The sequence below is a fragment of the Sphingomonas sp. PP-F2F-A104-K0414 genome (assembly GCF_004340945.1).
Classification (GTDB): domain Bacteria; phylum Pseudomonadota; class Alphaproteobacteria; order Sphingomonadales; family Sphingomonadaceae; genus Sphingomonas.
The window spans coordinates 680,218-705,853 of record NZ_SLYD01000001.1; the positions used below are offsets into that span (position 1 = coordinate 680,218).

At 66.4% G+C, this 25,636-nt stretch carries 23 protein-coding genes; 13 read left to right on the top strand and 10 right to left on the bottom strand.

Going from position 1 to position 25,636, the window contains the following annotated elements; genetic code table 11:
* Positions 1-107 precede the first annotated feature (107 nt).
* From C8J46_RS02925 to C8J46_RS02960, 8 genes are all read right to left on the bottom strand, one after another.
* Positions 108-1,217, bottom strand: coding sequence for a PepSY-associated TM helix domain-containing protein (locus C8J46_RS02925; RefSeq protein WP_132734847.1), 1,110 nt, complete (start codon positions 1,215-1,217; stop codon positions 108-110).
* 76 nt (positions 1,218-1,293) lie between these two features.
* Positions 1,294-1,977, bottom strand: a complete 684-nt coding sequence (locus C8J46_RS02930; protein ID WP_132734849.1) for a Fe2+-dependent dioxygenase — start codon at positions 1,975-1,977, stop codon at positions 1,294-1,296.
* Positions 1,971-2,717 (bottom strand): tetratricopeptide repeat protein, encoded by a 747-nt coding sequence (locus C8J46_RS02935; RefSeq protein ID WP_132734851.1) that lies wholly within the window; start codon positions 2,715-2,717, stop codon positions 1,971-1,973. Before C8J46_RS02935 ends, C8J46_RS02930 begins: the two co-directional genes overlap by 7 nt.
* A 7-nt stretch (positions 2,718-2,724) precedes the next feature.
* On the bottom strand, positions 2,725-5,187 hold the full coding sequence (locus C8J46_RS02940) for a TonB-dependent receptor (RefSeq protein ID WP_132734853.1): 2,463 nt from the start codon (positions 5,185-5,187) through the stop codon (positions 2,725-2,727).
* A 73-nt stretch (positions 5,188-5,260) separates the two neighbouring features.
* Complete coding sequence (locus C8J46_RS02945; RefSeq protein ID WP_243643189.1) at positions 5,261-5,503, bottom strand: ribbon-helix-helix domain-containing protein; 243 nt, start codon at positions 5,501-5,503, stop codon at positions 5,261-5,263.
* A gap of 7 nt (positions 5,504-5,510) precedes the next feature.
* Positions 5,511-7,334, bottom strand: coding sequence for a cobaltochelatase subunit CobT (gene cobT / locus C8J46_RS02950; RefSeq protein WP_132734857.1), 1,824 nt, complete (start codon positions 7,332-7,334; stop codon positions 5,511-5,513).
* A gap of 4 nt (positions 7,335-7,338) precedes the next feature.
* Complete coding sequence (gene cobS, locus C8J46_RS02955; protein ID WP_055874633.1) at positions 7,339-8,343, bottom strand: cobaltochelatase subunit CobS; 1,005 nt, start codon at positions 8,341-8,343, stop codon at positions 7,339-7,341.
* A gap of 43 nt (positions 8,344-8,386) precedes the next feature.
* Positions 8,387-9,076: a winged helix-turn-helix transcriptional regulator gene (locus C8J46_RS02960; protein ID WP_132734859.1), complete on the bottom strand. Its 690-nt coding sequence runs from the start codon at positions 9,074-9,076 to the stop codon at positions 8,387-8,389.
* A 75-nt stretch (positions 9,077-9,151) separates the two neighbouring features.
* Here C8J46_RS02960 and C8J46_RS02965 point away from each other — a divergent pair, with 75 nt between their 5' ends.
* Complete coding sequence (locus tag C8J46_RS02965; RefSeq protein WP_132734861.1) at positions 9,152-9,580, top strand: VOC family protein; 429 nt, start codon at positions 9,152-9,154, stop codon at positions 9,578-9,580.
* 37 nt (positions 9,581-9,617) lie between these two features.
* Here C8J46_RS02965 and C8J46_RS02970 read toward each other — a convergent pair whose 3' ends face one another.
* On the bottom strand, positions 9,618-10,142 hold the full coding sequence (locus tag C8J46_RS02970; RefSeq protein WP_132734863.1) for a J domain-containing protein: 525 nt from the start codon (positions 10,140-10,142) through the stop codon (positions 9,618-9,620).
* Between the two features lie 122 nt (positions 10,143-10,264).
* Here C8J46_RS02970 and C8J46_RS02975 point away from each other — a divergent pair, with 122 nt between their 5' ends.
* The 6 genes from C8J46_RS02975 to C8J46_RS03000 all read left to right on the top strand — a co-directional run bounded on the left by C8J46_RS02975 (position 10,265) and on the right by C8J46_RS03000 (position 14,659).
* Entirely contained in the window at positions 10,265-10,552 is a 288-nt protein-coding gene (locus C8J46_RS02975; protein WP_132734865.1) for a BolA family protein, read from the top strand.
* Positions 10,552-11,259, top strand: coding sequence for a glutathione S-transferase (locus C8J46_RS02980; protein WP_132734867.1), 708 nt, complete (start codon positions 10,552-10,554; stop codon positions 11,257-11,259). Before C8J46_RS02975 ends, C8J46_RS02980 begins: the two co-directional genes overlap by 1 nt.
* Positions 11,260-11,416: 157 nt before the next feature.
* Positions 11,417-11,860, top strand: coding sequence for an NUDIX domain-containing protein (locus tag C8J46_RS02985; protein ID WP_165886438.1), 444 nt, complete (start codon positions 11,417-11,419; stop codon positions 11,858-11,860).
* 4 nt (positions 11,861-11,864) lie between these two features.
* A complete protein-coding gene (locus C8J46_RS02990) occupies positions 11,865-12,764 on the top strand; it encodes a pirin family protein (protein WP_132734871.1) in 900 nt (299 codons plus the stop codon).
* 232 nt (positions 12,765-12,996) lie between these two features.
* On the top strand, positions 12,997-13,872 hold the full coding sequence (locus C8J46_RS02995) for an alpha/beta hydrolase (RefSeq protein WP_132734873.1): 876 nt from the start codon (positions 12,997-12,999) through the stop codon (positions 13,870-13,872).
* Positions 13,873-14,179: 307 nt separating this feature from the next.
* Positions 14,180-14,659 carry an RcnB family protein gene (locus C8J46_RS03000; RefSeq protein ID WP_132734875.1) on the top strand — a complete coding sequence of 160 codons (480 nt, stop codon included), beginning with the start codon at positions 14,180-14,182 and terminating at the stop codon, positions 14,657-14,659.
* 61 nt (positions 14,660-14,720) lie between these two features.
* Here the strand turns inward: C8J46_RS03000 and C8J46_RS03005 are convergent, their stop codons facing one another.
* Positions 14,721-15,809: a DUF2332 domain-containing protein gene (locus tag C8J46_RS03005; RefSeq protein WP_243643190.1), complete on the bottom strand. Its 1,089-nt coding sequence runs from the start codon at positions 15,807-15,809 to the stop codon at positions 14,721-14,723.
* Positions 15,810-15,867: 58 nt separating this feature from the next.
* On the opposite strand from C8J46_RS03005, the gene hisG reads away from it, so the two are divergent.
* The 6 genes from hisG (at position 15,868) to C8J46_RS03035 (ending at position 25,607) form a co-directional block, all read left to right on the top strand.
* Positions 15,868-16,548 carry an ATP phosphoribosyltransferase gene (gene hisG, locus C8J46_RS03010; RefSeq protein ID WP_243643191.1) on the top strand — a complete coding sequence of 227 codons (681 nt, stop codon included), beginning with the start codon at positions 15,868-15,870 and terminating at the stop codon, positions 16,546-16,548.
* A 124-nt stretch (positions 16,549-16,672) separates the two neighbouring features.
* Complete coding sequence (hisD, locus tag C8J46_RS03015) at positions 16,673-17,968, top strand: histidinol dehydrogenase (RefSeq protein ID WP_132734877.1); 1,296 nt, start codon at positions 16,673-16,675, stop codon at positions 17,966-17,968.
* Positions 17,969-18,180: 212 nt separating this feature from the next.
* On the top strand, positions 18,181-18,636 hold the full coding sequence (gene nusB, locus C8J46_RS03020) for a transcription antitermination factor NusB (RefSeq protein WP_056488135.1): 456 nt from the start codon (positions 18,181-18,183) through the stop codon (positions 18,634-18,636).
* 192 nt (positions 18,637-18,828) lie between these two features.
* Positions 18,829-19,722: a thiamine-phosphate kinase gene (thiL, locus tag C8J46_RS03025; RefSeq protein WP_132734879.1), complete on the top strand. Its 894-nt coding sequence runs from the start codon at positions 18,829-18,831 to the stop codon at positions 19,720-19,722.
* A gap of 90 nt (positions 19,723-19,812) precedes the next feature.
* Positions 19,813-21,966, top strand: a complete 2,154-nt coding sequence (locus C8J46_RS03030; protein ID WP_132734881.1) for a sodium-translocating pyrophosphatase — start codon at positions 19,813-19,815, stop codon at positions 21,964-21,966.
* A gap of 221 nt (positions 21,967-22,187) precedes the next feature.
* Positions 22,188-25,607, top strand: a complete 3,420-nt coding sequence (locus C8J46_RS03035; RefSeq protein WP_132734883.1) for a DNA methyltransferase — start codon at positions 22,188-22,190, stop codon at positions 25,605-25,607.
* The last annotated feature ends 29 nt before the right edge of the window (positions 25,608-25,636 follow it).

Sequence of the window (25,636 nt, forward strand, 5' to 3'; positions counted from 1 at the left end):
GTGGGAGGGTGAGGGGCATGAGGCTCAGGCGTTAATCCCAACAGCCCCTCACCCTCCCGTCGCCAAGAGGCTCCTCCTTCCCTCTCCCCCCAGGGGAGAGGGAAAGCTTACGCCGCGCGTCGTGCCGCCAGCTCAGCCTTCCATCCTCTCGCGCGCCACCACATGATCACCCCGGTCACCGCCAGCACCGCGGGCAGGATTCCGCCGATGAAGATGATCACCTGCCACAGCGCGCCCATGTCGGTGCCGTCGTGGATCCGCCGCATCCACCGCCCCACGCCGCCCCGAGGCCGCGCCGGCGCCGCGGTCGCGCCACCGGTATCGTCGGCGATCTTCACCCCGACCGGCGTCCCTCCGCGCGCGAACGTCACGGTCCAGTCCGCGCTGAGATCGGTCGGCCACGCAACACTCCGCAACGGTGCGCCACCCGCCAGCGCCCGCGCCTTGCCGATCGCCACGTCGAGCGGCTGGGCGGGTTTCGCGAGCGGTTTCGCGCGCATCATCGCCCCGCGATCGGGACCGCCTTTAGGCCGCGAAGCCTCGCCGGTGAGCGTGCCGAAGAATTGCGGGAACGAGATCCACGCGCCGGTCAGCGACAGCACGAACAGCGGCAGCGCGATCCAGAACCCAAACAGGTGGTGCAGGTTGGTATCGACGTTACGATGGCGCCGATACCGCAGCCCGCGCGTCCACTTGCCGATCGTCGGCCACCACAGCCACAGCCCGGTAAAGCACGACACCATCATCGCTACGCCGATCCAGCCTACGATCGAGCGTCCGACGCCGGGGAGCTGCAGGCTCCCATGCAGAACGTGCAAGAACCGCACGAGCCCACCATTCGAGGGCGAAACCTCCAGCACGCGCGCGGTCGGCGGATCGAGATACACCATCGTCCGCTGCGGTGGCCCCGGCCGCTTGGGCGCACTCCCCGCCGCCGCTGCCGCAATCACTACCGGGCCGCCGTCCTCGGGCATCGTCAGCATCGCGATCCGCTCGCCGTGTGTGAGCCGGGCCGCCGCCGCGGCGACATAGGCGTCCGGGCTGAGCACTGTCGTCCCTGATACCGCATAGCGGCTCGGATCGACGATCCGGTCGAGCGCATCATGCCACACCAGCGCCGCGCCGCTCAGCGACAGCGGGATGATCAGGATCGCGAGGATCAGCCCGATCCACTTATGGACCTGAAACCAGGCCCGTCGCATCGCCAGTTTACTCATCGAATATTCCCCCGTTCGTGGAGCGTGGCATGGCGGGCGTAGCCAAGTCCATCCATCCCCTTTCCGTCATGTGCGCTCAAACATCCGCCCAGCGGCGCAGCAGATTATGGTACACCCCCGTCAGCCGCACCGTTGCCGGATCGCCCTGCCCCTGCGCGGCCGCGACCGCCTGCACGCCCTGGTCGAGATCGAACAGAATCCGCCGCGCGCCGTCGTCGCGGACCATCGACTGCAGCCAGAAGAACGATGCGACGCGCACGCCGCGCGTCACCGGCGCGACGCGGTGCAGGCTGGAGGCGGGGTAGACCACTAGGTGGCCAGCGGGCAGCTTGACCGATTGCGGGCCGAACTGATCCTCGATCATCAGTTCGCCGCCGTCATAGGTTTCGGGATCGGCGAGGAACAGCGTTGCCGACAGGTCGCTGCGGATGCGGAAGTCGGAGCCGCGCTTGATACGGATGGCATTATCGACGTGCAGTCCGAAATCCTGGCCACCGGCGTAGCGGTTGAACAGCGGCGGGAAGACTTTCAGCGGCAGCGCGGCGGCGACGAACAACGCGGAGCGACCGAGCGCGTCGAGGATGATCCCGCCAGCCTCGCGCGCGGCGGCCGAGTCCTCTGGCAGTTGCTCGTTGCGCTTGGCCAATGCCGATTGCGGGCCAGAGGTGGCGTTGCCGTCGATCCACTCGGCCGCGTCGATCAGCGCTCGGACGCGCGTCACGTCAGCCGGCTCGAGCACGTCGGGAATGGCGATCAGCATGCCGCCGCCTCCCGCAATGCCGCCACGCCGGACGTCCGGAACGCCGGGATATCGCTCGCTTCCAGCCACGCTTCGGCCTTGGCGAGGAACGCCGCGTTGCCCCGTGCGCCCGCCTGTCTCAGCCAACCAAGTGCCATTTCGATCTCCCCCGCCGCGCCAAGCATGCGCGCGTGATTGAAGCAGCCGCGGAAATCGCCGCCTTCCGCCGCAGTCGCATAGCATGCCGCGGCACGCGTCATGTCGCGCTCGCAAGCCCAACCGTCTTCCGCGAAACTGCCGACGAAGTTGATCGCCTTCGCACTGGCGAGCCCCGAGTGCATTGCCGCGACCTTCTCCAGCAACGCCAGCGCAGCCGGCTTGTCCTCGGCAACGCCCTCGCCCAGCGCAAGCAACGTCGCGTAATTGTACATCGCCCAGTCGAGCCCACGCGCCGCCGCGACGCGGTAGCATTCCGCCGCGCGCGTCTTGTCGATCCGCGTGCCCCAGCCGAGATCGTAGCAACGCCCGACCATGTTGAGCGCCATCACGTGATGCTGCGCTGCCGCCTTGGTAAACCAGCCCAGCGCAGCGACCGGGTCCACCGCAACGCCAACTCCGTCGAGCAACATCTGCCCATACACCGCCTGCGCCTCGGCAACGCCCGCGTCCGCTGCCTCGCGCACGAACGCCGCGCGCTCCTGCGGACTTCCAGAGAGGCGCGCGGCGATGGCGTCGGGGGTGAGGGTGTCGATCGCCGTCATATCGTCCTCAGAAACGCAGGTTCACCGTGCCGAAGATCGTGCGACCGGCGGCGAGCGTGGCGTAGTGGCTGGCATAGGTCTGCGAGAAGTAGGTCTTGTTCGTCAAATTCTGCGCGTTGACGCTGAGGTCGACATTGTCGGTCAGCTTGTAGCTCGCGCGCGCATCGAAGCGCCAGTAATCGGGCGTGCTGCGTGTCAGGACCTTGGTCGCCGGGTTGACCGATACGACGCCGGCGACAGTCTGCGTCGCGGTGCGGTTGTCGGCATAGCCACCGATCTGGTCGTCCATGTACAAGGCCGTGCCGCCGATCTGTAGCCGCTTGGTCACGGTGACGTTGGTCGTCGCGGTGAAGCTGTTCTTCGCGGTCTGCGGGACCTGCTTGCCGGTGTTGACCGACACGACGCCGATCGTCCGGGCCGGCTGCACGCCGGGGAGCGCGGCGGCGGTCAGCGTCGTGAAACCGCCATCGATGATCTTCGGGTCGAGATGCGTGAAGCCCCCGAACACCGTCCAGCCGGGCAGGATCGTGCCGCTGACGTTGAACTCGACGCCGCGGATCCGCGTCTCGCCGATGAACGATGCGGTGTTGGTGTCGTCGAGCACGCGCGCGTTCGAGATTTCGGTCTGGAATACCGCCGCACCGAGTTGGAGCTTCTCGCCGAACAGGCTGGCCTTGGCGCCGACCTCGTACGACTTGGTTTTTTGCGGCTTCAGCAGGCTGAGCGTCGCGACGGTGATCGAATTATCCTCGCGGCCTTCGCCGAGCAGACTGTTGGGCGGCGTCGCGGCAGTCGCATAGCTTGCATACAGGCTGGTCTCGGGCGTCGGCTTGAACACGAGGCCGGCCTGCCAGTTGAACAGGTTGTCGACGCGCTTGATCCGGGTCTGCTGGGCACCCGGCAGGATGACGGTCGACTGAAACCGATCGTAGCGTGCGCCGAGGTTGAGGATCAGCGCCGGCATCAGCGTAATCGAATCAAACGCATAGACTGCCTTGGTGTTCGCGTCGTTCTGCGTCTCAGCGGACGTTGCGCCCTTCACGATCGGCGTCGGAGTGGTCGACGTGTCGCTCGTGTAATTGACCCACGGCGCATAGGGGTTTGGATTGAACAAGCTGACGCAATAGGAGCGCGCGATCGTCGCGGTGTTGCAACGTGGCGAGATCGTCGATCCGTTCGCCGACACGAACGCACCGCGCCTCGTCTTTTCCCACGAGATTTCGGTGCCGAGCGAGAAGCTGTGCTCGATACCGCCGGTATTGAACTTCCCGTACAGGTCGGTCTGGTCGACGATACTCTCGCTATAGCCGTAGCGCGTGTTGCCGCGAGTCCAGACATAGCCGCCATTGGTCACGTTCGCGCCGGTGTTGGTCGCGGTCGTGCCATAGACATTGCCCTGGCTGTCGTCGGGCAGCGTGAAGATATAGCTCTGGTCGCTGTGCGTGTAGCGCGCGGTGTTGCGCAGCGTGATGCCGCCGAAATCATGCTCGACGCGGAGCGTCGCTTGATTGGTGGTCGCATCGCGGAAATCGCGCGCGGCCAGCCCGTAGAAGTTCTTCCGCGAGACGTAGCCGGTCTGGCCGCTGGCGGTCGTCACGGTGCCGAGCGCAGGCTGGGTCGTGACGTTGCCGGTGCCGGGATGATTATTGATCGTGTAGAGATACGGGATGCCGCTGTCGGGCAGTTCGCTGCTCTCCATGTGATAGAAGCTGGCGGTCAGCCGGGTCGGCGTGCCGAGCCCGACCGCGAACGATGGCGCGATGCCCCAGCGCTTCTGCCAGATCGCATCGCGCCCGGCGACGTCCTGATCGTGCCACATCCCCTCGATGCGGAACGCGGCGGTGTCCGAGACCTTGAGGTTCACGTCGCCGGTAATCCGCTTGTAGTCCGCCTCGCCGTAGCTGGCGCTGAGCGATCCGAAATTATCGAGCTGCGGCAGGCGCGACAGGATGTTGATCGTGCCGCCCGCCGAGCCGCGCCCGCCGAGCGTCGAATCCGAGCCGCGGACGATCTGGACCGAATCGACCGCGAACACTTCACGCGTCTGCGCGGCGAGATCGCGGACGCCGTCGACATAGATGCTGCCTTGGCTATCGAAACCGCGAATGAACGGGCGGTCGCCGATCGGATTGCCACCCTCCGCTGCGCCGAAGGTGATCCCGGGCACGGTACGCAGCGCGTCGGCGAGACTGTTCGACCCGGTCTGCTCGATCACTTCCTTCGGCAGGACGATCACCGAACGCGGCGTGTTGACCAGCGGCGCGACATGTTTGGGACCTTCGTCGTGCAGGCGCTGGCCGTTGACGAGGACCTCCTCGCGCTGCTGCGCATCGGTCACCGGCGCGGCCGACTTGTCCGCATCCGCGGCATAGGCCGGCGCAGTCGCGAAGGCGCCGACGCACGACAAAGCGAGAAAGGCCGGCACGGTGGACGAACGCGGCAACGATGCACGCGGCGAAGGTAGCGACATAGACAAACCCCTTTGTTCTGAGGGGCTCGCTATTGAGAGTCGTTCGCACTGTCAACGCTAATGCGAGTAGTTCTCAACCTGGGTTATCGAACAGCCATGTTCTCAACGCGCTAGCGAGGTTCGGCGAATTATCCGCAACGATGCGAATTGCGTCGATTTCGGCGACGAGCGCGGACAACGGCAGGGCGAGACGCGCGGCCGCGGCTTCGAGCGCCTGCCAGAAGACGGGTTCGAGGCTGATCGAAGTCTGGTGGCCGGCGATCGTGATCGAGCGCTTGACGGGCCCGTGGAACCCGCCCGCGGGCGCTTCGATCACCGCTAGATCACTCGGTGTCGAACAGCGAAGCCAGCTGTTCGATGATGGTGCCGCCGAGCTGTTCGACATCCATGATCGTCACGGCGCGCGCGTAATAGCGGGTGACGTCGTGGCCGATGCCGATCGCGACCAGCTCGACGGGCGACTTGCTCTCGATCCAGCCGATCACCTGCCGGAGGTGCCGTTCGAGATACGAGCCCGAGTTCACGCTGAGCGTCGAATCGTCGACCGGCGCGCCGTCGCTGATCACCATCAGGATGCGGCGCTCCTCGGGCCGCGCGACCAGACGCGCATGCGCCCACATCAGCGCCTCGCCGTCGATATTCTCCTTGAGCAACCCCTCGCGCATCATCAGGCCGAGCGAGTTGCGCGCGCGGCGCCACGGTTCGTCGGCACGCTTGTAGACGATGTGGCGGATGTCGTTGAGCCGACCCGGCTGCGGCGGACGTCCTGCGGCCAGCCACGTCTCACGGCTCTGCCCGCCCTTCCACGCACGCGTCGTGAAGCCGAGGATCTCGGTCTTCACACCGCACCGCTCGAGCGTGCGTGCGAGAATATCCGCGCTGATCGCCGCGATCGAGATCGGGCGGCCGCGCATCGAGCCGGAATTGTCGATCAGCAGCGTCACGACGGTGTCGCGGAAGTCGGTCTCCCGCTCGGCCTTGTAGCTCAGGGACAAGGTCGGGTTGACGATCACGCGCGCGAGCCGCGCCGCGTCGAGAATGCCCTCCTCCTGATCGAAATCCCACGACCGCGACTGCTGCGCCATCAGCCGCCGCTGGAGCCGGTTGGCGAGCTTCGACACGGTCGATTGCAGATGCACGAGCTGCTGGTCGAGATAGCCGCGTAGGCGTGCGAGTTCGTCGGCGTCGCACAGCTCGGTGGCCGCGATCACCTCGTCGAACTGCGTCGTCCACGGCTTGTAATCGAACGCGCCGCCCATGTCCGCGAACGGACGGTTCGGGCGGACCGGCTGCATGCCTTCCTCGCCGTCGTCGCCGGGCTCGCCGTCGATGTCGTCCATCGACTCGTCGCTCTGCTCCTGGCCGTCGCTTTCCTCGTTCTGCTGCTCGGACTGTTCGCCGCGCGCCTCGACTTCGCCCTGGCCGTCCTCGCCCTGGTCGTCGCCTTCGTCGCCCTCGTCCTGCTGCTGCTCGTCGGTGCCCTCGTCCTCGGAGCCGCCTTCGTCACTCTCCTCGGGGACCTGATCACCCTCGACCAGTTCGAGTTCCTGCAGCATTTTCCGGGCAAGGCCCTGGAACGCCTTCTGGTCGTCGAGCGCATAGGCCAGCGCGTCGAGATCGGTCTTGCTCTCGATCCACTCGCGCACCAGCGCGAGGCCGGGCGCGGCAATCGCCGGCGATTCCTGCCCGGTCAGCCGTTCGCGCACCATCAGACCCAGCGCGGTCGACAACGGCACTTCGTCACGATTGCGAGCGCGCGTAATCGGGTCGGCGCGGAGGCGAACGTCGAGCGCACGTTCGAGGTTCTCGGTAATCCCCGCATAGCCACGCGACCCGAGTGCCTCGACCCGCGCAGTCTCAACCGAATCGAACACCGCGCGCGCGACCGCCTCGACCGGCGCGGCGCGGTTATGCAGAGCAATGTCGTGCAGCTTCAACCGCAGCGCAAAGCCATCCGCAAACCCACGCGCCTCGGCCACCTGCTCCGCTGGCAAAGCCCGCGCGGGCATCGGCACCTTGATATGCTTGCCCGACTGCGCCGGCGCATCCGCGGTGAAGGCGAGCTCGACCTCCGGCTCCTCCGCGATCGCACGCGCGGTACCGGCGAGGACCGCCTTGAAGCGATCGAGAGGGGTTTCATTGGCCAAAGGTTTAGGCCTTGCCCACCACGCTCTCGGGGAGATCCTTGCCGAACACGCGCTGGTAATATTCGGCGACCAGCGGCCGTTCCGCCTCGTCGCACTTGTTGAGGAACGACAGGCGGAACGCGAAGCCGACGTCGCCGAAGATCAGCGCGTTCTGCGCCCAGGTGATCACCGTACGCGGGCTCATCACGGTCGAGATGTCGCCGTTGACGAACCCCTTGCGAGTCATGTCCGCCACCCGCACCATGTTCTCTACGACCTTCTTGCCGTCTGGCTTGTCGTACTCGCCCGACTTGGCGAGCACGATCTGCGCCTCGACCTTGGCCGGCAGATAGTTGAGCGTGACGACGATGTTCCAGCGGTCCATCTGGCCCTGATTGATCTGCTGCGTGCCGTGATACAGCCCGCTCGTATCGCCGAGCCCGACCGTGTTGGCGGTCGCGAACAGGCGGAACCACGGGTTCGGGCGGATCACGCGGTTCTGGTCGAGCAACGTCAGCTTGCCCTCGGTCTCCAGCACGCGCTGGATCACGAACATCACGTCGGGGCGGCCCGCGTCATACTCGTCGAACACAAGCGCGGTTGGGGTCTGCAACGCCCAGGGGAGCAGGCCTTCGCGGAACTCGGTGATCTGCTGGCCGTCCTTGAGGACAATCGCATCGCGCCCGATCAGGTCGATGCGGCTGATGTGCGCGTCGAGGTTGATGCGGATGCACGGCCATTTCAGGCGCGCCGCGACCTGCTCGATATGCGTCGACTTGCCGGTGCCGTGATAGCCCTGGACCATCACGCGACGGTTATGCGCGAAGCCCGCCAGCACGGCGAGCGTCGTGTCGGCATCGAAGACGTACGCCGGATCGAGATCGGGCACGCGCTCATCGGCTTCGGAGAAGGCCGGCACTTCCATATCGGAATCGATCCCGAACATCTCGCGCACCTTCACCATGCGGTCGGGTGCGTCGAGGATCGTGGTCTCGCGGCTATCGGGCTGGGTATTCGGGATATCGGTCATGTTGGCCTCGTGTTCCCGACCGCTCTAGGACAAGCGAGGGGCGTTACTCAACCGCGACCTTATCCGGTAGCGGAAAGAGTGTGACGAACCGCTCGGCGAGCGCACGGTTCCCGGTGATCTGCAATGTGCCCGCGGCTTCCGCATCGCGAAAGGGCCTTGCGCCATAGACGAGCGATGCGATCGTCATCGGATCGCCGTCGAACGTGACGCCCGCTTCCGACGGGTCGGCGCGCACGACATGGATCCAGTCGCCATCGACCCGGCCGACGAACCCCTCGCCGCCCAGCCGAAAACCGACGACCGCGGTCCAGCCATCGGCGCGCTGCCGCGAGAACGTCGTCCGGAACGACAGCATCAGCGAGGCCGCGCTGAGCGGCAGGGTGGGATCATGCGCCGGCGATCGCGCCGCCCATCGACCAAGTTCGCGGATCGCGGTCTCGCTCTCATACCCCCAGGGCGTCAGTTCGTAGACCTGCACGCTGGCCGGCGACGGCAGCATGCGCCGGGTCAGGATACCGGCGCGCGCCAGTCCCCCCAGCCGCTGCGTCAGGACGTTCGCGCTGATCCCGCCGAGGTCAGCCTTCAGTTCGCCGAACCGGCGCGGACCGAACATCAGTTCGCGCACGACCAGCAGCGACCAGCGCTCTCCAATCAGTTCGAGCGCCATCGCGGTGCCGCATGCATCGTCATACCACCGCTTCGATGAGACTTCGGTTACATTTTCTAACTTCATAGTTGTTTTAAATAACGGTTGCGCGCATGCATTGCAAATACCGGTGTGAAACCGAGTCGAACCAGGAGAGCCGCCATGAGCAAGGCCATATTCTTGAACCTGCCGGTTGCCGACGTCGCGGCCGCGACCGCATTCTATGCAGCGATCGGGTTCGAGCGGAACGCGATGTTTTCCAACGATCAGGGATCGGCGATGGCATGGTCCGACACGATTTCCGTGATGCTGCTCGATCGCGCGTTTTATTCGACCTTCACGTCCAAGCAGATCATCGACGCGAAGACGACCAGCGGCGTGCTGCTGGCCCTGTCGTTCGACAGCCAAGCCGAGGTCGATGCGATTACGGAAGCGGCCCTGGCGGCGGGTGGACGCGAATTGCACGACCCGGAGGACATGGGCTTCATGTACAGCCGCGCCTTCGAAGACCTCGACGGGCATGGCTGGGGACCGTTCTTCATGGACATGGCCGCCGCGGCGGCGACGATGGGCGGGGCCCAGCCAACCTGATCCGGCGGGGCAGCGGCGCGAACCAAACGCCGACGCATCATGCGAACGCCGCTGCGCCCTTCAGGTGCTGGTAGGCCGCGATCACCTTTTGCAAGTCGGCCTCGTGCGCGCGGTCGCCGCCGTTGCGGTCGGGATGGAAGCGCCGCACGAGTTCGCTGTAGCGTTTGCGCAGTTGCGTGCGGTCGGTATCGGTCCCCAATCCGAGCACGCGCAACGAGCGCCGTTCGCCGTCGGACAGCACGCGGCCGTCTTTCCGCGCCGCCGCCAAGCGTTCGCCGAACCGCGCGCCGATCGCATCGATCGGGTCGGCGAAGTCCGCCCATTTCGGCGGGGTATCACCACCGCCATGCGCGAACGCCCGTGTCTCGCGTTCCCAGCCCGCCATCGGTCGCTGGGCGTGGTGGATCTCGTCTGCGGTCATGCCGTCGAAGAAATTATAGCCCGAGTTGAACGCGCGGACATGCTCGAGGCAGAACCAGCGGAACTGCGGCGGGCCACCTTCGCTCGGCCCTTCGAGCGGTGGCGCGCGAAATTCGCCGGCCTCCTCGCAGTCGCGCCACATGCAGACGCGCCCGTTCCCTTCCACGCGGCCGTGAAACCGTGGGCTGGGGCGCTCCTTCCGCTCTTTTCGATCCTCGTCCGCCACCGGCTCCCCGCGCTTCCAAAACGGGCTATATAGGGTCGATGACAGACCTCGCCACCGGCTCCGTACAGGACCAGATCACCGCCCGCCTCACCGCGACCCTCGCCCCGACGCAGCTGATCGTCGTCAACGAGAGCGGGCTTCATGCCGGCCATATGGGCGACGACGGCACCGGCGAGACGCATTTTCGCGTCGAGGTAGAAACGCCGCAGTTCGAAGGGCTTAATCGCGTCGCCCGCCAGCGGCTTGTGAACCAGGCGCTCGCCGAACTGTTGAGCACGAAGATTCACGCGCTCGCCATCAAGGCCCGCGCGCCTGGGGAAATCTGATGGCGTACAAGCTCTGGTACTGGCCCTCGATCCAGGGGCGCGGCGAGTTCGTCCGGCTCGCACTTGAAGGCGCCGAGATCGCGTATGAGGATTGCGCGCGCGGCGTTGGCGAGGAAGGCCTGATGGCCGATCTCAACGACCGCACGGGTCGAACGCCGTTCGCGCCGCCCTATCTCGAACTCGACGGTCTGGTCATCGCGCAGGTCGCCAACATCCTGATGTATCTCGGCGAGCGTCACGGTCTCGCGCCGTCGACCATGGCGGACCGGCTGTGGCTCAACCAACTCCAACTGACGATCGCCGACCTCGTCGCGGAGGTCCACAACGTCCACCATCCGGTCGCGATGATGGACTATTACGACGACCAGAAACCCGAAGCCGTGCGGGCGGCGAAACAGTTCCGCGAGGAACGGCTGCCGAAGTATCTCGGTCATTTGGAGGATGCGGTGCAGGCCAATCCGGGCGACTGGCTGATCGATCACAAGTGGAGCTATGCCGACACCTCGCTGTTCCAGGTGATCGAAGGGCTGCGGTACATGTTCCCGAAGCGGATGAAGACGCTCGAACCCGACCACCCGAACCTCGTCCGCATCCACGATCAGGTCGCGGGACTGCCGGGCATCAAGGCGTATCTGAAAAGCGACCGGCGCTTGGCGTTCAACACCGACGGCATCTTCCGCGCCTATCCGGAACTCGACGCGGTATGAGGCTTGGCAGCGTTCTAACACTCAGCACCTCGCCAACCAACACCTCCCCGGCGAAGGCCGGGGTCCAGTTGAGGGTCAGGGGTAACGATGGGCAGCCCGTCGCCATATCGACCTTTCCAACTGGACCCCGGCCTTCGCCGGGGTGGTGCACCGGGTTATGAGGACCCCACGCCCAGCAGCGCGCATCCTCCTTGTCGACGGCCAGGATCGCGTATTGATGTTCCGTTTCACACCCACCGACCGTCCGCCGCTCTGGTGCACGCCGGGCGGCGCAGTCGATCCGGGCGAGAGCTACGCCGCCGCCGCCCGCCGCGAACTGTGGGAAGAAGTCGGCCTCGACATCGACTGCGGCCCCGAGGTCGCGCAACGCACCATCGACTTCCTGACCTTCGAAGGCGTCGAGGTCACCGCCGACGAACGCTATTTCCGGATCGATGTCGACACCTGCGACGTGAAGGCGGGCAATCTCACCGAACAGGAGAAGCAACTGCTCGTCGGTCACCGCTGGTTTTCCCGAAACGACATCGTCGCGCATGACGAAACGCTCTATCCAGCAGACCTGGTCGAACTGCTCGACGCCACGGAACCTGCCAAGGGATAACGCCATGCTCGATGATTTCGTCCTCCAGACCATCCTGCCGTCGACGCACGATCTTGGCGGCTTCAAGGTCCACCGCACGCTGCCGAACAAGGAGCGGACGATGGTCGGCCCGTTCCTGTTCTTCGACCAGATGGGCCCGGCGCATCTCGACGTGGGCCAGGGTATCGACGTCCGTCCGCATCCGCATATCAACCTGTCGACAGTGACGTATCTGTTCGACGGCGCGATCGACCACCGCGATTCGCTCGGCACGCAGGCACGGATCGAGCCGGGCGCGGTCAACCTGATGACCGCGGGCCACGGCATCGTCCATTCCGAGCGCTCGCCCGGCGACGAACGCGCCGAGGGGCCGAACCTGTCGGGGATCCAGACCTGGCTGGCGATGCCCGAGGCGGTCGAGGAGATCGACCCGGCGTTCGAGCACGTCACCAAGGCGCAGCTGCCGACGATCGAGGCGCACGGCGCACGCTCGCGGATCATCATGGGGAGCCTGTGGGGCCAGACCGCGCCGACCACGACCTATTCGGGGACGATCTACGCCGACATCGCGCTCGATCCGGGCGCGAGCGTGCCGATCGACGCAGCTGCCGAGGAGCGCGCGATCTACCTCGCAATGGGCGAGGCGACGCTGGAAGGCGTGAAGCTGGAGCCGCAAGTGCTGTACGTCCTGCGCCCCGGCATTTCCGCGACGCTGCGGTCCGCGCATGGCGGCCGCGCGATGCTGTGCGGCGGCGACGCGTTCACGACGCCGCGCCACGTCTGGTGGAACTTCGTCAGCTCGAACCGGGATCGCATCGAACAGGCGAAACGCGACTGGAATGCGGGCAACTTCCCGAAAGTGCCCGGCGACGAGAAAGAACGGATCGAGATCCCCGCGATTCCAAAGACGGTCAGCTATCCCTGACTCCTCCCCTCCCGCTCGCGGGAGGGGGTAGGGGGGTGGGCACGCGCTATCGCCGCCCGCTCCGCTTTTGACTGACCGCGAGCCCACCCCCAGCCCCTCCCGTAAACGGGAGGGGAGATAGAGATCTTCTGCTCCCCTCCCGCTTGTGGGAGGGGTCGGGGGAGGGCATGATCCAGCCGCAGCGCGACGGGTAGGCCCTCCCCTAACCCCTCCCGCCAGCGGGAGGGGAATGATGTCAGATCTGCAACGCATCGCGTTATCCACGGGCGTCGACCTAGACGTCGCGATCACCGGCGACCCGGCGAACCCGCCCGTCATCCTCCTCCACGGCTTCCCCGAATCGCACCGCACCTGGCGCGCCATCGCTTCGGACCTCGCCCGCGACCACTACGTCGTCGCCCCCGATCAACGCGGCTTCGCGCGCTCCTCCAAACCCGACGGCATCGACAACTACACCCCCGACAAGATCGTCGCAGACCTGATCGCGCTCGCCGATCACCTCGACATCGACCGTTTCACGCTGGTCGGCCACGACTGGGGCGGCGCGGTCGCCTGGATGGCCGCGCTGCGCCACCCCGAGCGCATCGCGAAGCTCGTCATCATCAACGCCCCCCACCCGCTCGTCTTCCAGCGGACCATGTTCGACGACCTCGATCAGCGCGCCGCCAGTCAGTATATCCGCGCCTTCCGCAATTCCGATCTCGAAAAGCACATCAAGTCGATCGGCCTCGAAACCTTCTTCGACACGAGTTTCTCGAAGCACGCCGATCTCGCCGCGATGGCGGAGGACAAGGCCGCCTATCTCGACGAATGGGGCCAGCCCGGCGCGATCACCGCGATGCTCAACTGGTACCGCGCGAGCGCGATCGTCGTCCCCGCGATGGACGAAACGCCGCCCCGCCCCGCGTTTCTCGACGCACCGTTCCCGCCGACCGCGATGCCGGTACTGGTGATCTGGGGTATGCAGGACAGCGCGCTGCTCCCAAGCCAGCTCGACCTCGCCGCGTATGTCCCCGACCTCACGATCGAGAAGATCGATGCAGGTCATTTCGTGCCGTGGCAGAGACCCGACGCGCTGATCGCCGCCATGCGCCGCTGGGGAATCTAACCGCCCTCCCCCAGTCCCCCACCCGTCATCCCAGCGAAAGCTGGGATCTCATGGTGGCGGGTGCTGCGACCCGAATGGGGAGATCCCAGCTTTCGCTGGGATGACGGGTGGGGCGTACGGGACTGGCGGGTCGAGAGGCGCGGGCTGCGAGCTGCAAGCGGCGGACGGCATGTAGCGACTGCCGAACCGCCACCGAACCTTCGCCACCTGTCTAAATCCTGACGACCACATTTCGCGATCGTTCAGCGGCGCGGGAGCAAAACCCCGTTCATGCCGTTGATTCGGCACCGAACACAGGAGAGCAGCCATGCGTAAGATGATCCTCGCGGCCATTGCCGCCGCCACCCTCGTCCCCAGCTTCGCCACCGCACAGAGCTACGGCGAAGTCCGCCGCGACCAGCGCGAAATCCGCGAGAGCCAGCGCGACCTGCAGCGCGCACGCCGCTACGGCGACCGCGGCGACATCCGCGAAGCTCGTCAGGAACTGCGCGAAGATCGCCGCGAAGCGCGCGAGGACTGGCGCGACTATCGCCGCACGCACGGTAACGTCTACCGCCGCCCCGCCTATGTCGGGCCGCGCGGCTATCGCTATCGTCCGGTGAGCGTCGGCTACCGGTTCGCACCGAACTATTACGGTCGCCAATACTGGATCAACGACTATCAGACGTACCGCCTGTCGCGCCCGGCCTATGGGTATCAGCGCTGGGTCCGCTACGGTCGTGACGTCGTCCTGGTCGATACGCGCAACGGCCGCGTCGCCCAGGTCAATAACGGCTTCTTCTACTAAGACCTTCTACCAAGTTTGGGCGGCCCGGGAGCGATCCCGGGCCGCCCTCGTATCTGGTGCCTCAGTCCTTCTCATAGGCGCCACGTCGCATGACATAGTCTCGTGTCTCGTGCGGCGCCGAGAGCCCCTCGACCCAGGCGCCATGCGCATGCGCCAGCGCAACCAGTTCCATCCCCCGTTCCCCCGGCCAGCCGCGTACGCGGACCTCGTGGCGGTGCAGATCGCGATTCGGCTCCATCATCACCCAGCCGAGCGGTCGCTCCACCGTCGCGCGCGCGCCCGCTGCGTCCATCGCGACCCGGATCCGCTCGCGGGAGGTCGCTGGCAGATACTGCCACACCACCGAATGCATCAGCACGCGCGTAACGCCTTTGGGCTGCGGTTCGGCCAACCGAGCCTCGACCCAGTCCGCCGCATCGCCTTCGACCAGATCGATGCCACCCTCGCGCACCATCGCGATCGCCGTGGCGAGCCGCGTCTGCCGCTCGACCGCATCGACCCAGACATACGCCTCGAGCCGCGCCGCTGCGGCCGGATCGGCGACGTCCACCGGGTGGATATCGACGCCGCGTGTCGACCCGATCTCGACCGGAGCGCTTGGCGGCCGCGCGCCCCGCCATTCGGGGTTGATAGTCACAGGCGATGCCGATGGCCCGAAATTCACACCGCCAAGATCGAACCGATAGCGATCGATCAGCAGATTGAGCCCCGCGCTTGATCCGATCTCCAGCACCTCGAACCGCGGCCCGTACCGCTCGGCCAGATGCAATATTCCGGTCAACATTCCGGCGGACCGCGCCGCCTCGTTGGTCTGCGGCGGTCCGTCGAGCCACGGCAGCAACGCCGCATCCTGTGTCACGAGCGTTGCCTTTAGTATCGCGACGGTTCGCGCCGAGTCGGTTTCTACGCCGGCGAATACGGCAGAAAGCTCCGGATCGACGCCCGCGCGATGCAGTGCGTGCAGTCCACCCACCAGCCGTAACGCCAAGGCATCCGCGACCGGCTCGCCCGCCCAGTCGAGCACCCGCCGCCCCGTCTCGCTGTCCCGATCGAGCGACTCCGCCAGCGCGCTGCAAACCCGCGCCGTGATCGGCGCATCCATCGCGGCGCAATAGCCCGCCTGAATTCCGAACGCGGAGCAACTTGCCATTACATTTGCCATACGCACGTTGTTGCACCCGCCATGCCCCCCCCGTAAAGCCCGGCACGTGCCAGATTCTTACCCACCCTCCCAGATCATCATCGCGGTCCCCAAGGGACGCATCCTCGCCGAGGCCCTGCCGTTGCTCGCGCGCGCCGGGGTGCATCCTGAGGCGTCGTTCTCCGACGAGAACTCACGCGCGTTGCGGTTCGCGACCAACGATCCGGCGATCTCGCTGATCCGGGTGCGCGCGTTCGACGTCGCCACCTTCGTCGCGCACGGTGCAGCGCAACTGGGGATCGTCGGGTCGGACGTGATCGCGGAGTTCGGCTATTCCGAGCTCTACGCGCCGGTCGATCTGGGTATCGGGCATTGCCGGCTGTCGGTCGCAGAACCTGCCGAGATGGCCGCACAGGACGACCCGCGCGGCTGGAGCCATGTCCGTGTCGCGACCAAATATCCGCATGTGACGGCCGCGCATTTCGCCAGCCGTGGCGTGCAGGCGGAGTGCGTGAAGCTCAACGGCGCGATGGAACTGGCGCCGACCTTGGGATTGGCGCCGCGGATCGTCGATCTCGTGTCTTCGGGGCGGACGTTGCTGGAGAACGGACTGGTGGAGGTCGAGACGATCATGGAGGTAACGAGCCGCCTGGTGGTTAACCGTGCCGCGATGAAGACGCGCAGCCGGGTGGTGCCGCTGGTCGAGGCATTCCGCCGTGCGGTCGAAGCGCAGGAGATCGCGGCATGAGCGCTAACCTTCTGCTCCCCTCCCGCTTGCGGGAGGGGTCGGGGGAGGGCACGCCCGCCCCGATCGCACCGTGCGAGGCTATGTCATTCCTTCCCCTGACCCCTCCCGCAAGCGGGAGGGGAATGTGATCCGCCTCTCCACATCCGACTCGGACTTCGCGACGCGCTTCACCGCGCTGGTCGAGGACCGCCGTGAATCCGACGCTGGCGTCACGCAGGACGTCGCCGCGATCATCGCGTCGGTCCGCCGCGATGGCGAAACCGCGGTCCGCGATCTTACGCAGAAGCACGACCGCCACGATCTGGAAGCCACTGGCTGGCAGATCGACCCCGCCCACTGCAAGGCCGCGTTCGACGCACTCGATCCGGACCTCCGCGCCGCGCTCGAACTCGCCGCAACTCGCATCCGCGCGTATCACGAGAAACAGCGCCCGCTCGACAGCGACTCGGTTGACTCCGCCGGCGTCCGGCTCGGCGCGCGCTGGTTACCGGTAGATGCAGCCGGCATCTACGTCCCCGGCGGCCGTGCCGCCTATCCCTCGTCGCTGCTGATGAACGCGATCCCCGCTAAGGTCGCGGGGGTAGGGCGCCTGACGATGGTCACGCCGACCCCAGATGGCCAGATCAACCCACTCGTTCTCGCTGCCGCGCATCTCGCCGGCGTCGATGAAGTGTGGCGCGTCGGTGGCGCTCAGGCGGTTGCGGCGCTTGCATACGGCGCGGGCCGGATCGAGCCGGTCGACGTGATCACCGGCCCCGGCAATGCCTGGGTCGCCGAAGCCAAGCGCCAGGTCTACGGCGTCGTCGGCATCGACATGGTCGCGGGCCCGAGCGAGATCGTCGTCGTCGCGGATGCGCTCAACGACCCCGAATGGACCGCCGCCGACCTGCTCAGCCAGGCCGAGCACGACGTGACCACCCAGTCGATCCTGTTCACCGACGACGCTGTCTTTGCCGACAAGGTGGCAGAGGCCGTGGATCGCCAGTTGAGCGAGCTCGCCACCGAAGCCGTCGCGCGCGTTGCTTGGGAGACCAATGGAGCGATCGTTGTCGTCGATACGCTCGATGCCGCGATCCCGCTGGTTGACCGCCTTGCCGCCGAGCACCTCCAGTTGGCGATCCCCGACCCGCAGGGATTCTTCGACCGTATCCGCCACGCGGGTTCGGTATTTCTCGGCCGCTACACGCCCGAGGCGATCGGCGATTACGTTGCCGGGCCCAATCACGTCCTCCCCACCGGCCGCCGTGCGCGGTTTGCCAGCGGGCTGTCGGTCCTCGACTTCATGAAGCGCACCAGTTTCCTGGCGTTGGATGAGGCGGCGTTGCGCGAACTCGGCCCTGCCACAGTCGCGCTGGCGAACGCCGAAGGCCTGCCTGCCCATGCAAAATCGGTGGCTTTGCGGCTGCGGCTTAACAGTTAGATTGTTCGCGCAGAGGCGCAGAGAGCGCGGAGGCGTTGCGCGCGGCGTAGCCGCTACGATCTCCTCACTGAACGGTGATGGGAGGGCCGCTCCGCGGCGAGCGATACACCTCCGCGCTCTCTGCGCCTCTGCGCGAACCATTCTTCCTCGCCAACGCGTGCGAAACGCAAAGGGCTGACACACAGCCCCCCCGCGCCTACAGGCAACCGCTTATGACTCGAACCGCCCCCCGCACCAAGGCGCGTGCCGCCGCTCGCCTCGCCGCCGTCCAGGCGACCTACCAGCACGAGATGGAGGGCACCGCGATGCCCGTCCTGCTCAACGAATTCCACCAGCACCGGCTCGGCGCGACGATCGAAGACGTCGAATATGCCGAGGCCGATGTCGACTTCTTCGACGACCTGGTCACCGGCGCCAACGCGCGGGCGGGCGAGATCGACGTGCTGATCGAGGGCAAACTCGCCAAGGGCTGGACGCTCGCGCGGCTCGACAAGCCGATGAAGGCGATCATCCGCGTCGGCACGTACGAACTGCTCGCGCGCAAGGATGTACCGGTGGCCGCGGTGATCAGCGAATATGTCGATGTCGCGCATGCGTTCTACGACAAGCGGGAGTCGGGGTTCGTGAACGGGTTGCTTGATGGCATCGCGAAAGAGGTGCGTGCCTAAATCCTCCCCGGCACGGGGAGGGGGACCATGCGCAGCATGGTGGAGGGGGGCATCCGCAAGCGTACCGGTGGCTGAACGTTACGGACCTTCTTTCGCGGCCGGAAGACACCCCGCTGGCGTAACGCTCGCGGCACGCCCCCTCCACCCTCCGCTTTGCGGACGGTCCCCCTCCCCGTTCCGGGGAGGATTTGTGTGACCGAAGCTGAATTCATTGCTGCCTTACGCCGGCTCCCACTGCATCCTGCCGCGCGAGGCCTCAACGACGACACCGCGCTGCTCGATGCGGGCCCGCTCGTCGTTACTACCGACACGCTGGTCGAAGGCGTCCACTTCCTCCCAACCGACCCCGTGCAGGACGTCGCGTGGAAGCTGGTCGCGACCAACCTCTCCGACCTCGCCGCGAAGGGGGCCAAGCCCGAAGGTATCCTCCTCAACTACTCGCTCGGTGACGACGCGTGGGACCGCGCTTTCCTCGGGGGGCTCGCCGACGTCCTGACGACCTTCGACACGCGGATCATCGGTGGCGACACCGTCACGCTCCCCACGAACGCCCCGCGCGTCCTGACAGTCACCGCATTCGGCAGCGACGCCGCCGCCCCTGCCCGCAACGGCGCGCTAGGAGGCGACGCACTTTACGTCACCGGCACGATTGGCGACGCGGGTGCGGGGCTCGCGATCGCGCTCGGCGCGGATGGACCTGCCGAGCTTCTCGCCGCGTACCGCCGCCCGCAGCCGCGACTCACCGACGGCCGCATCGTCGCGCCGCACGTCCACGCGATGATGGACGTGTCCGACGGTCTGCTCATCGACGCATCCCGCATGGCGCTCGCCAGCAACCTCGCCGTCAGTATCGACCTCGCGCGCATCCCGCTTTCCGACGCCTATCGCGCGTTCTCCGGCGACCGCCTCGCCGCAGTCACAGCGGGAGACGACTACCAACTCCTTTTTGCTGCACCGCAAGATTTCGTTACCGACGCCGCTCGGATCGGCACGTTCTCGACCGGCGCGGGGCTTACCCTCCACGACTCGGGCCGCCCCGTCCCGCTACCGCCAAGTCTAGGCTACGAGCACAGCCCACGCGGATAACTTGCGCAATACCCCCGCACTGATAGGCTCTCCCCTCGGGACTCGGCAAAGTCGGGACCGGAGAGGACCTGACAAGAGGGATAGCGCCGTATGTCGACCGTCTATTTGGCCATGATCTGCGGCGTCATCGCCGTCCTATATGGTTTCGTCACCAGTCGACAGGTGCTCGCAGCCTCCCCCGGCAACGCAAAGATGCAGGACATCGCCGCCGCCATCCAGGAGGGCGCGAAGGCCTATCTTGGGCGGCAATACACCACGATCGCGATCGTCGGAGTCATCGTCGCGGCGATCCTGTTGTTCACGCTCGGCATGATCTCGACGATCGGTTTCGTCATCGGCGCGGTGCTGTCGGGTGTCGCCGGCTATGTCGGCATGAACATCTCGGTCCGCGCCAACGTCCGCACTGCGGAGGCCGCGCGCACGTCGCTGCAGGCCGGGCTGACGCTGGCGTTCCGATCGGGCGCGGTAACCGGCATGCTCGTGGCGGGCCTCGGCCTGCTCGCGATCAGCGCGTTCTTCTGGTACCTCACCGGACCCGCAGGCCATGCGCCCAACGACCGGATCATCGTCGAGGCGCTCACCGCGCTCGCGTTCGGCGCCTCGCTGATCTCGATCTTCGCGCGATTGGGCGGCGGCATCTTCACCAAGGCGGCGGACGTTGGCGCGGATCTGGTCGGCAAGGTCGAGGCCGGCATCCCGGAGGACGACCCCCGCAACCCCGCCGTGATCGCGGACAACGTCGGCGACAACGTCGGCGACTGCGCGGGCATGGCCGCCGATCTGTTCGAGACCTACGTCGTCACGCTGGGCGTGACGATGATCTCGATCGCGCTGCTCATCCAGGCGAGCGGCGCCGAGCTGATGCGGCTGATGACTCTCCCGTTGCTCGTCGGCGGGGTGTGCATCGTCACCTCGATCATCGGCACCTACATGGTGCGGCTTGGCGGCGGCAGCATCATGGGCGCGCTCTACAAGGGCTTCTTCACCTCGACGATCCTGTCGATCCCGGCGATATACCTCGCCACGCAGTACGTGCTCGGCGACCTCCACCGCGTGATCGGCGGCGCGGGGTTCCTTGACCCCGCGACTGACGATCTCACCACGCAGGCGGCACCGTCGCTGACGCAGAGCTTCACCGGCATGGACCTGTTCTGGTCGATGATGATCGGCCTCGTCGTGACCGGGCTGATCGTTTGGATCACCGAATATTACACCGGCACCAACCACCGCCCGGTGCAGTCGATCGCCAAGGCGTCGGAGACCGGCCACGGCACCAACGTCATTCAAGGCCTGGCGATCAGCCTCGAATCCACCGCGCTGCCGACGCTGGTCATCGTCGTCGCGGTGATTGTCGCGTACCAGCTGGCCGGGATCATCGGCATCGCGTTTGCTGCGACCGCGATGCTTGCACAGGCCGGCATGGTCGTCGCGCTGGACGCCTATGGCCCCGTCACCGACAATGCCGGCGGTATCGCCGAGATGGCCGGCCTGCCCGACGACGTCCGCCAACGGACCGACGCGCTCGACGCGGTCGGCAACACTACCAAGGCGGTCACCAAGGGCTATGCGATCGGCTCGGCCGGACTTGCCGCGCTCGTCCTATTTGGTGCGTACACCACCGATCTCGCGACGTATTTTCCCGACGTCACGGTCGATTTCAGCCTTTCCAACCCGTACGTCATCGTCGGTCTGCTACTGGGTGCGCTGCTCCCCTATCTGTTCGGCGCGTTCGGCATGACTGCGGTCGGTCGCGCAGCAGGCGCCGTCGTCGAGGAAGTCCGCGAGCAGTTCCGCAACAACCCCGGCATCATGCTCGGCACCAGCCGCCCCGATTACGCGCGGACGGTCGACCTCGTGACCAAGGCCGCGATCCGCGAGATGATCGTCCCCTCGCTGCTGCCGGTGCTGTCGCCACTCGCCGTGTATTTCATCATCACCGCGGTCGCGGGCCAGGCCGCCGGTTTTGCATCGCTTGGCGCGATGCTGCTGGGCGTGATCGTCTCGGGGCTGTTCGTCGCGATCTCGATGACGAGCGGTGGCGGCGCATGGGACAACGCCAAGAAATACATCGAAGACGGCCATCACGGCGGCAAGGGCTCCGAGGCGCACAAGGCGGCGATCACCGGTGATACGGTCGGCGACCCCTACAAGGACACGGCCGGCCCCGCGGTGAACCCGATGATCAAGATCACGAATATCGTCGCGTTGCTCCTGCTGGCAGCCCTGGCTGGCGGCGGAGGCTGAAGCGCGTATCGCAGCAAGCGCGGCCGGACGGCGGGGACACCGACGCCGCCGTCCGGCGCGCCTTTGCCGCTACACTCTTCACGCTACTGCCGACCACGCTATCGGTGGCGGAGCCAGCTGATCCGTTTCGGAGCAGTCGGCGGCAGAACATTCCCGGATTTGCTCGGGATCGCACCTACCTCCGGATGACGGCGCACTGACGGCATCTACGCTGCGACCGGATGAACACCCAGGTCGCAGCCTCGCCCGATACCGCCCTGTCGGCGATCGACGCTTTCATCGCCCGCTGGCGCGCCAACGAAGGCGGTGCCGAACGCGCGAACTTCCCGCTGTTCCTCACCGAGCTCTGTCGGCTGATCGACGTGCCCGTTCCCGACCCCGCCGACGCGACGCACGATCGCAACGACTATGTGTTCGAGCGCGCCGTGCGACTGGAGGATCTGGGCGGTCTCCAGCGCAACGGCCGAATCGACCTGTATCGCCGCGGCTGCTTCGTCCTCGAAGCCAAGCAGAGCCGCGAACGCGGCGGCCCCAAGGAAGTCGCCAGCCCCGAACAGGCCTCGCTGCCTGGCCTGCCGCCTCCCGACGATTCCGACCGTCGCGGCCGGCGCAGTGCGCATCGCAGTTGGGACGTGCTGATGCGCAACGCCCGCGAGCAGGCCGAACAATATGCTCGCGCCCTCCCGACCGATCACGGCTGGCCGCCATTCATCCTGGTCTGCGACGTCGGCCACGCGATCGAATTGTTCGCGGACTTCTCGGGCCAGGGCAAGGCGTACCGGCAATTCCCCGACCGCGCCGGCTTTCGCCTGTATCTCGACGATTTGCGCGATCCGGCGATCCGCGATCGCCTGCGGAAAATTTGGCTCGATCCGCACGCGCTCGACCCTGCCCGCCACGCCGCGATCGTCACCCGCGACATCGCCCGGCGCCTGGCCGAAGTGAGCAAACGGCTGGAGGATCGTGGCCATGCGCCCGAGCCGGTCGCGCATTTCCTGATGCGCTGCCTGTTCACGATGTTCGCGCAGCGCGCCGACCTGCTAGATCGCGGCAGTTTCACGCAGATGCTGATCGACGCGCGCGACGATCCGTCGAGCTTCGCGCCGATGCTGGAGGATCTGTGGAGCGCGATGAATACCGGCGGGTATTCGCTGGCAATGCGGCGCACGGTGCGGCGCTTCAACGGCGGGCTGTTTGCCGAACGCAGCGCGATCCCGCTGCAACGCGAGGAGATCGGCGAACTGCTCGAAGCGTCGCGTCACGACTGGACCGAGGTCGAGCCCGCGATCTTCGGCACGCTGCTCGAACAGGCGCTTGATCCGGTCGAACGGCGGCGGCTCGGTGCGCACTACACACCGCGCGCCTATGTCGAGCGGCTGGTGATCGCGACGATCATCGAGCCGCTGCAGCGCGAATGGGAGACGCAGGTGCTCGGCACGGTCGAGCGCGAGCGGTTGTCGCGTCCCGCGGTGGCGATCCGGGCAGTGCATGATTTCCACGAACGTCTCGCCGCGACGACGGTGCTCGACCCCGCCTGTGGTACCGGCAACTTCCTCTACGTCGCGCTCGAACTGATGAAGCGGCTGGAGGGCGACGTGCTCGAAGTGCTCGCCGATCTCGGTGGCCAGGAAGCGCTCGCGCTGGAGACCGCCACCGTTCATCCGCGCCATTTCCTCGGGATCGAGCTGAACCCGCGCGCGGCGGCGATCGCCGAGCTCGTGCTGTGGCTAGGCTATCTCCAGTGGCAATTGCGCAATCGCCGGACGATCGCCGACCCGGTGCTGGAGAAGCTCGACAATATCGCGACGATGGACGCCGTCCTCGCGCATGACCGTGTCGCCGAAGACGGCACGCTGACCAATCCGCGCCCCCCCGATTGGCCGGATGCGGAGTATATCGTCGGCAATCCGCCCTTTATCGGCAAGGGTGCGGCGATGCGCAGCGCGTTTGGCGAACGCTATCTGACGGCGCTGTGGACGGCGCATCCGCAGATCAACCGATCGGCCGATTTCGTGATGTATTGGTGGGATCGCGCCGCCGAACGCCTGACCGAGACCGGTACGCGGCTAAAGCGGTTCGGCTTCGTCACGACGAACTCGATCACGCAGGAATTCAGCCGGCGCGTCATCACGAAACGGCTCGCAGCCCAAGTGCCGATCGGTATCGTGCTCGCGATCCCCGACCACCCTTGGACCAAGGCGACCACCGACGCCGCGGCAGTGCGGATCGCGATGACCGTGGTCGAACGCGGCGTGCCGGTCGGTCAGCGTCTCCAGATCGTCGCGGAACACGGGCTCGATACCGACGCCCCGATACTCGGCTTCGCGGCCACGAGCGGCAGGATCAACGCGGACCTCTCGATCGGTGCAAACGCGGCAGCGGCGTTCGCGCTCGTCGCCAATGACGGGTTGTCCTGCAATGGCATGATGCTGGCAGCCCGCGGGTTCGTCCTGTCGGCAACAGAAGCGCGCCATCTGCTCGCGATCTCACCGCCGGCGGCAACCGGCATAATCAAGCCCTATGTCGGCGGCGCGGATCTCGTTCGTCATTCCTCTAACCGATGGATCATCGATGCCTATGGTCATGACGAGACCGCTCTGCGCACGATGTTCCCAGCCATTTACCAGCATTTGTTGATGACCGTGAAGCCGGTGCGCGATACCAATCGGCGCACCGGCTTCAAGGATCGGTGGTGGATATTCGGCGAGCCCCGCCGCACGTTCCGCCCCGCGCTGCTCGGCCTCTCGCGTTACATCGTCACGACCGAGACGGCCAAGCACCGCATCCTGCAATTTCTGCCTGCAACGACGACGCCCGACCATATGGTCGTCTGCTTTGCGCTGGGCGACGGGTTCTCGCTGGGCGTGCTCTCGTCGCGCGCGCACCTGCAATGGACCTATGCCAATTGCGGACTGATCGGCATCGCGCGGTTCGAACAGGGGCATCGCTACACCAAGTCGCGGATTGCCGATCCGTTTCCGTTTCCCGATGCCCCGCCCGATCAGCGCACTGTGATCGGCGACCTCGCGGAGGAACTCGATGTCGCGCGCAAGGACGTGCTCGACACGCAGACCGACCTGACGATGACCGGACTCTACAATCTGCTCGCACGACTTCGCTCGGGATCTGCGTTCGATCCCGTTGCACAGGACCAGCGCCAACGCGATCGCGTTGATATCCTCGCGCAACTCCACGACCGCATCGATACGGCCGTCGCCACCGCGTACGGCTGGCCTGCAGATCTTAGCGACACCGACATCGTCGCGCGCCTGGTCGCGCTCAACGCCGCGCGTCACGCCGAAGAAAAGGCGGGCCGCGTCCGCTGGCTACGCCCCAACTACCAGATCGCGCGCGCCGGGCTCACCGCGCTGCCGCTGCCCGCGCGCGCCGAGCAGATCGAGGCGGACCTACCCGCCGCGCTACTTCGCAAACCGCAGTTCCCGCGCGATGCGATCGGCCAGACTGCGGCCGTCCTCGTCGATCTGCGCGGTGGCGTCGGGCTGACCAGCGACGAGATCGCACGCCGGTATGCGCAAGGCCAGAAGGTTCGCCCGCGGATCGCCGCGACGCTCGCTGCGCTTGCCCGGCTTGGCCATGTCGCTGTCGATGGCGATCGCCACACGCTTCGCCGTGCCGCTTGAGAACTCGGGGTTATCGTCCTGCCCATTGC

What these genes read in the sequence shown, in the direction of transcription:
- C8J46_RS02925 (WP_132734847.1), bottom strand. Translation starts at nt 1,217, where the DNA reads ATGAGTAAACTGGCGATGCGACGGGCCTGGTTTCAGGTCCATAAGTGG.
- C8J46_RS02930 (WP_132734849.1), bottom strand. Translation starts at nt 1,977, where the DNA reads ATGCTGATCGCCATTCCCGACGTGCTCGAGCCGGCTGACGTGACGCGC.
- C8J46_RS02935 (WP_132734851.1), bottom strand. Translation starts at nt 2,717, where the DNA reads ATGACGGCGATCGACACCCTCACCCCCGACGCCATCGCCGCGCGCCTC.
- C8J46_RS02940 (WP_132734853.1), bottom strand. Translation starts at nt 5,187, where the DNA reads ATGTCGCTACCTTCGCCGCGTGCATCGTTGCCGCGTTCGTCCACCGTG.
- cobS (WP_055874633.1), bottom strand. Translation starts at nt 8,343, where the DNA reads ATGACCGATATCCCGAATACCCAGCCCGATAGCCGCGAGACCACGATC.
- C8J46_RS02960 (WP_132734859.1), bottom strand. Translation starts at nt 9,076, where the DNA reads ATGAAGTTAGAAAATGTAACCGAAGTCTCATCGAAGCGGTGGTATGAC.
- C8J46_RS02965 (WP_132734861.1), top strand. Translation starts at nt 9,152, where the DNA reads ATGAGCAAGGCCATATTCTTGAACCTGCCGGTTGCCGACGTCGCGGCC.
- C8J46_RS02970 (WP_132734863.1), bottom strand. Translation starts at nt 10,142, where the DNA reads ATGTGGCGCGACTGCGAGGAGGCCGGCGAATTTCGCGCGCCACCGCTC.
- C8J46_RS02975 (WP_132734865.1), top strand. Translation starts at nt 10,265, where the DNA reads ATGACAGACCTCGCCACCGGCTCCGTACAGGACCAGATCACCGCCCGC.
- C8J46_RS02980 (WP_132734867.1), top strand. Translation starts at nt 10,552, where the DNA reads ATGGCGTACAAGCTCTGGTACTGGCCCTCGATCCAGGGGCGCGGCGAG.
- C8J46_RS02985 (WP_165886438.1), top strand. Translation starts at nt 11,417, where the DNA reads ATGAGGACCCCACGCCCAGCAGCGCGCATCCTCCTTGTCGACGGCCAG.
- C8J46_RS02990 (WP_132734871.1), top strand. Translation starts at nt 11,865, where the DNA reads ATGCTCGATGATTTCGTCCTCCAGACCATCCTGCCGTCGACGCACGAT.
- C8J46_RS02995 (WP_132734873.1), top strand. Translation starts at nt 12,997, where the DNA reads ATGTCAGATCTGCAACGCATCGCGTTATCCACGGGCGTCGACCTAGAC.
- C8J46_RS03000 (WP_132734875.1), top strand. Translation starts at nt 14,180, where the DNA reads ATGCGTAAGATGATCCTCGCGGCCATTGCCGCCGCCACCCTCGTCCCC.
- C8J46_RS03005 (WP_243643190.1), bottom strand. Translation starts at nt 15,809, where the DNA reads ATGGCAAGTTGCTCCGCGTTCGGAATTCAGGCGGGCTATTGCGCCGCG.
- nusB (WP_056488135.1), top strand. Translation starts at nt 18,181, where the DNA reads ATGACTCGAACCGCCCCCCGCACCAAGGCGCGTGCCGCCGCTCGCCTC.
- C8J46_RS03030 (WP_132734881.1), top strand. Translation starts at nt 19,813, where the DNA reads ATGTCGACCGTCTATTTGGCCATGATCTGCGGCGTCATCGCCGTCCTA.
- C8J46_RS03035 (WP_132734883.1), top strand. Translation starts at nt 22,188, where the DNA reads ATGAACACCCAGGTCGCAGCCTCGCCCGATACCGCCCTGTCGGCGATC.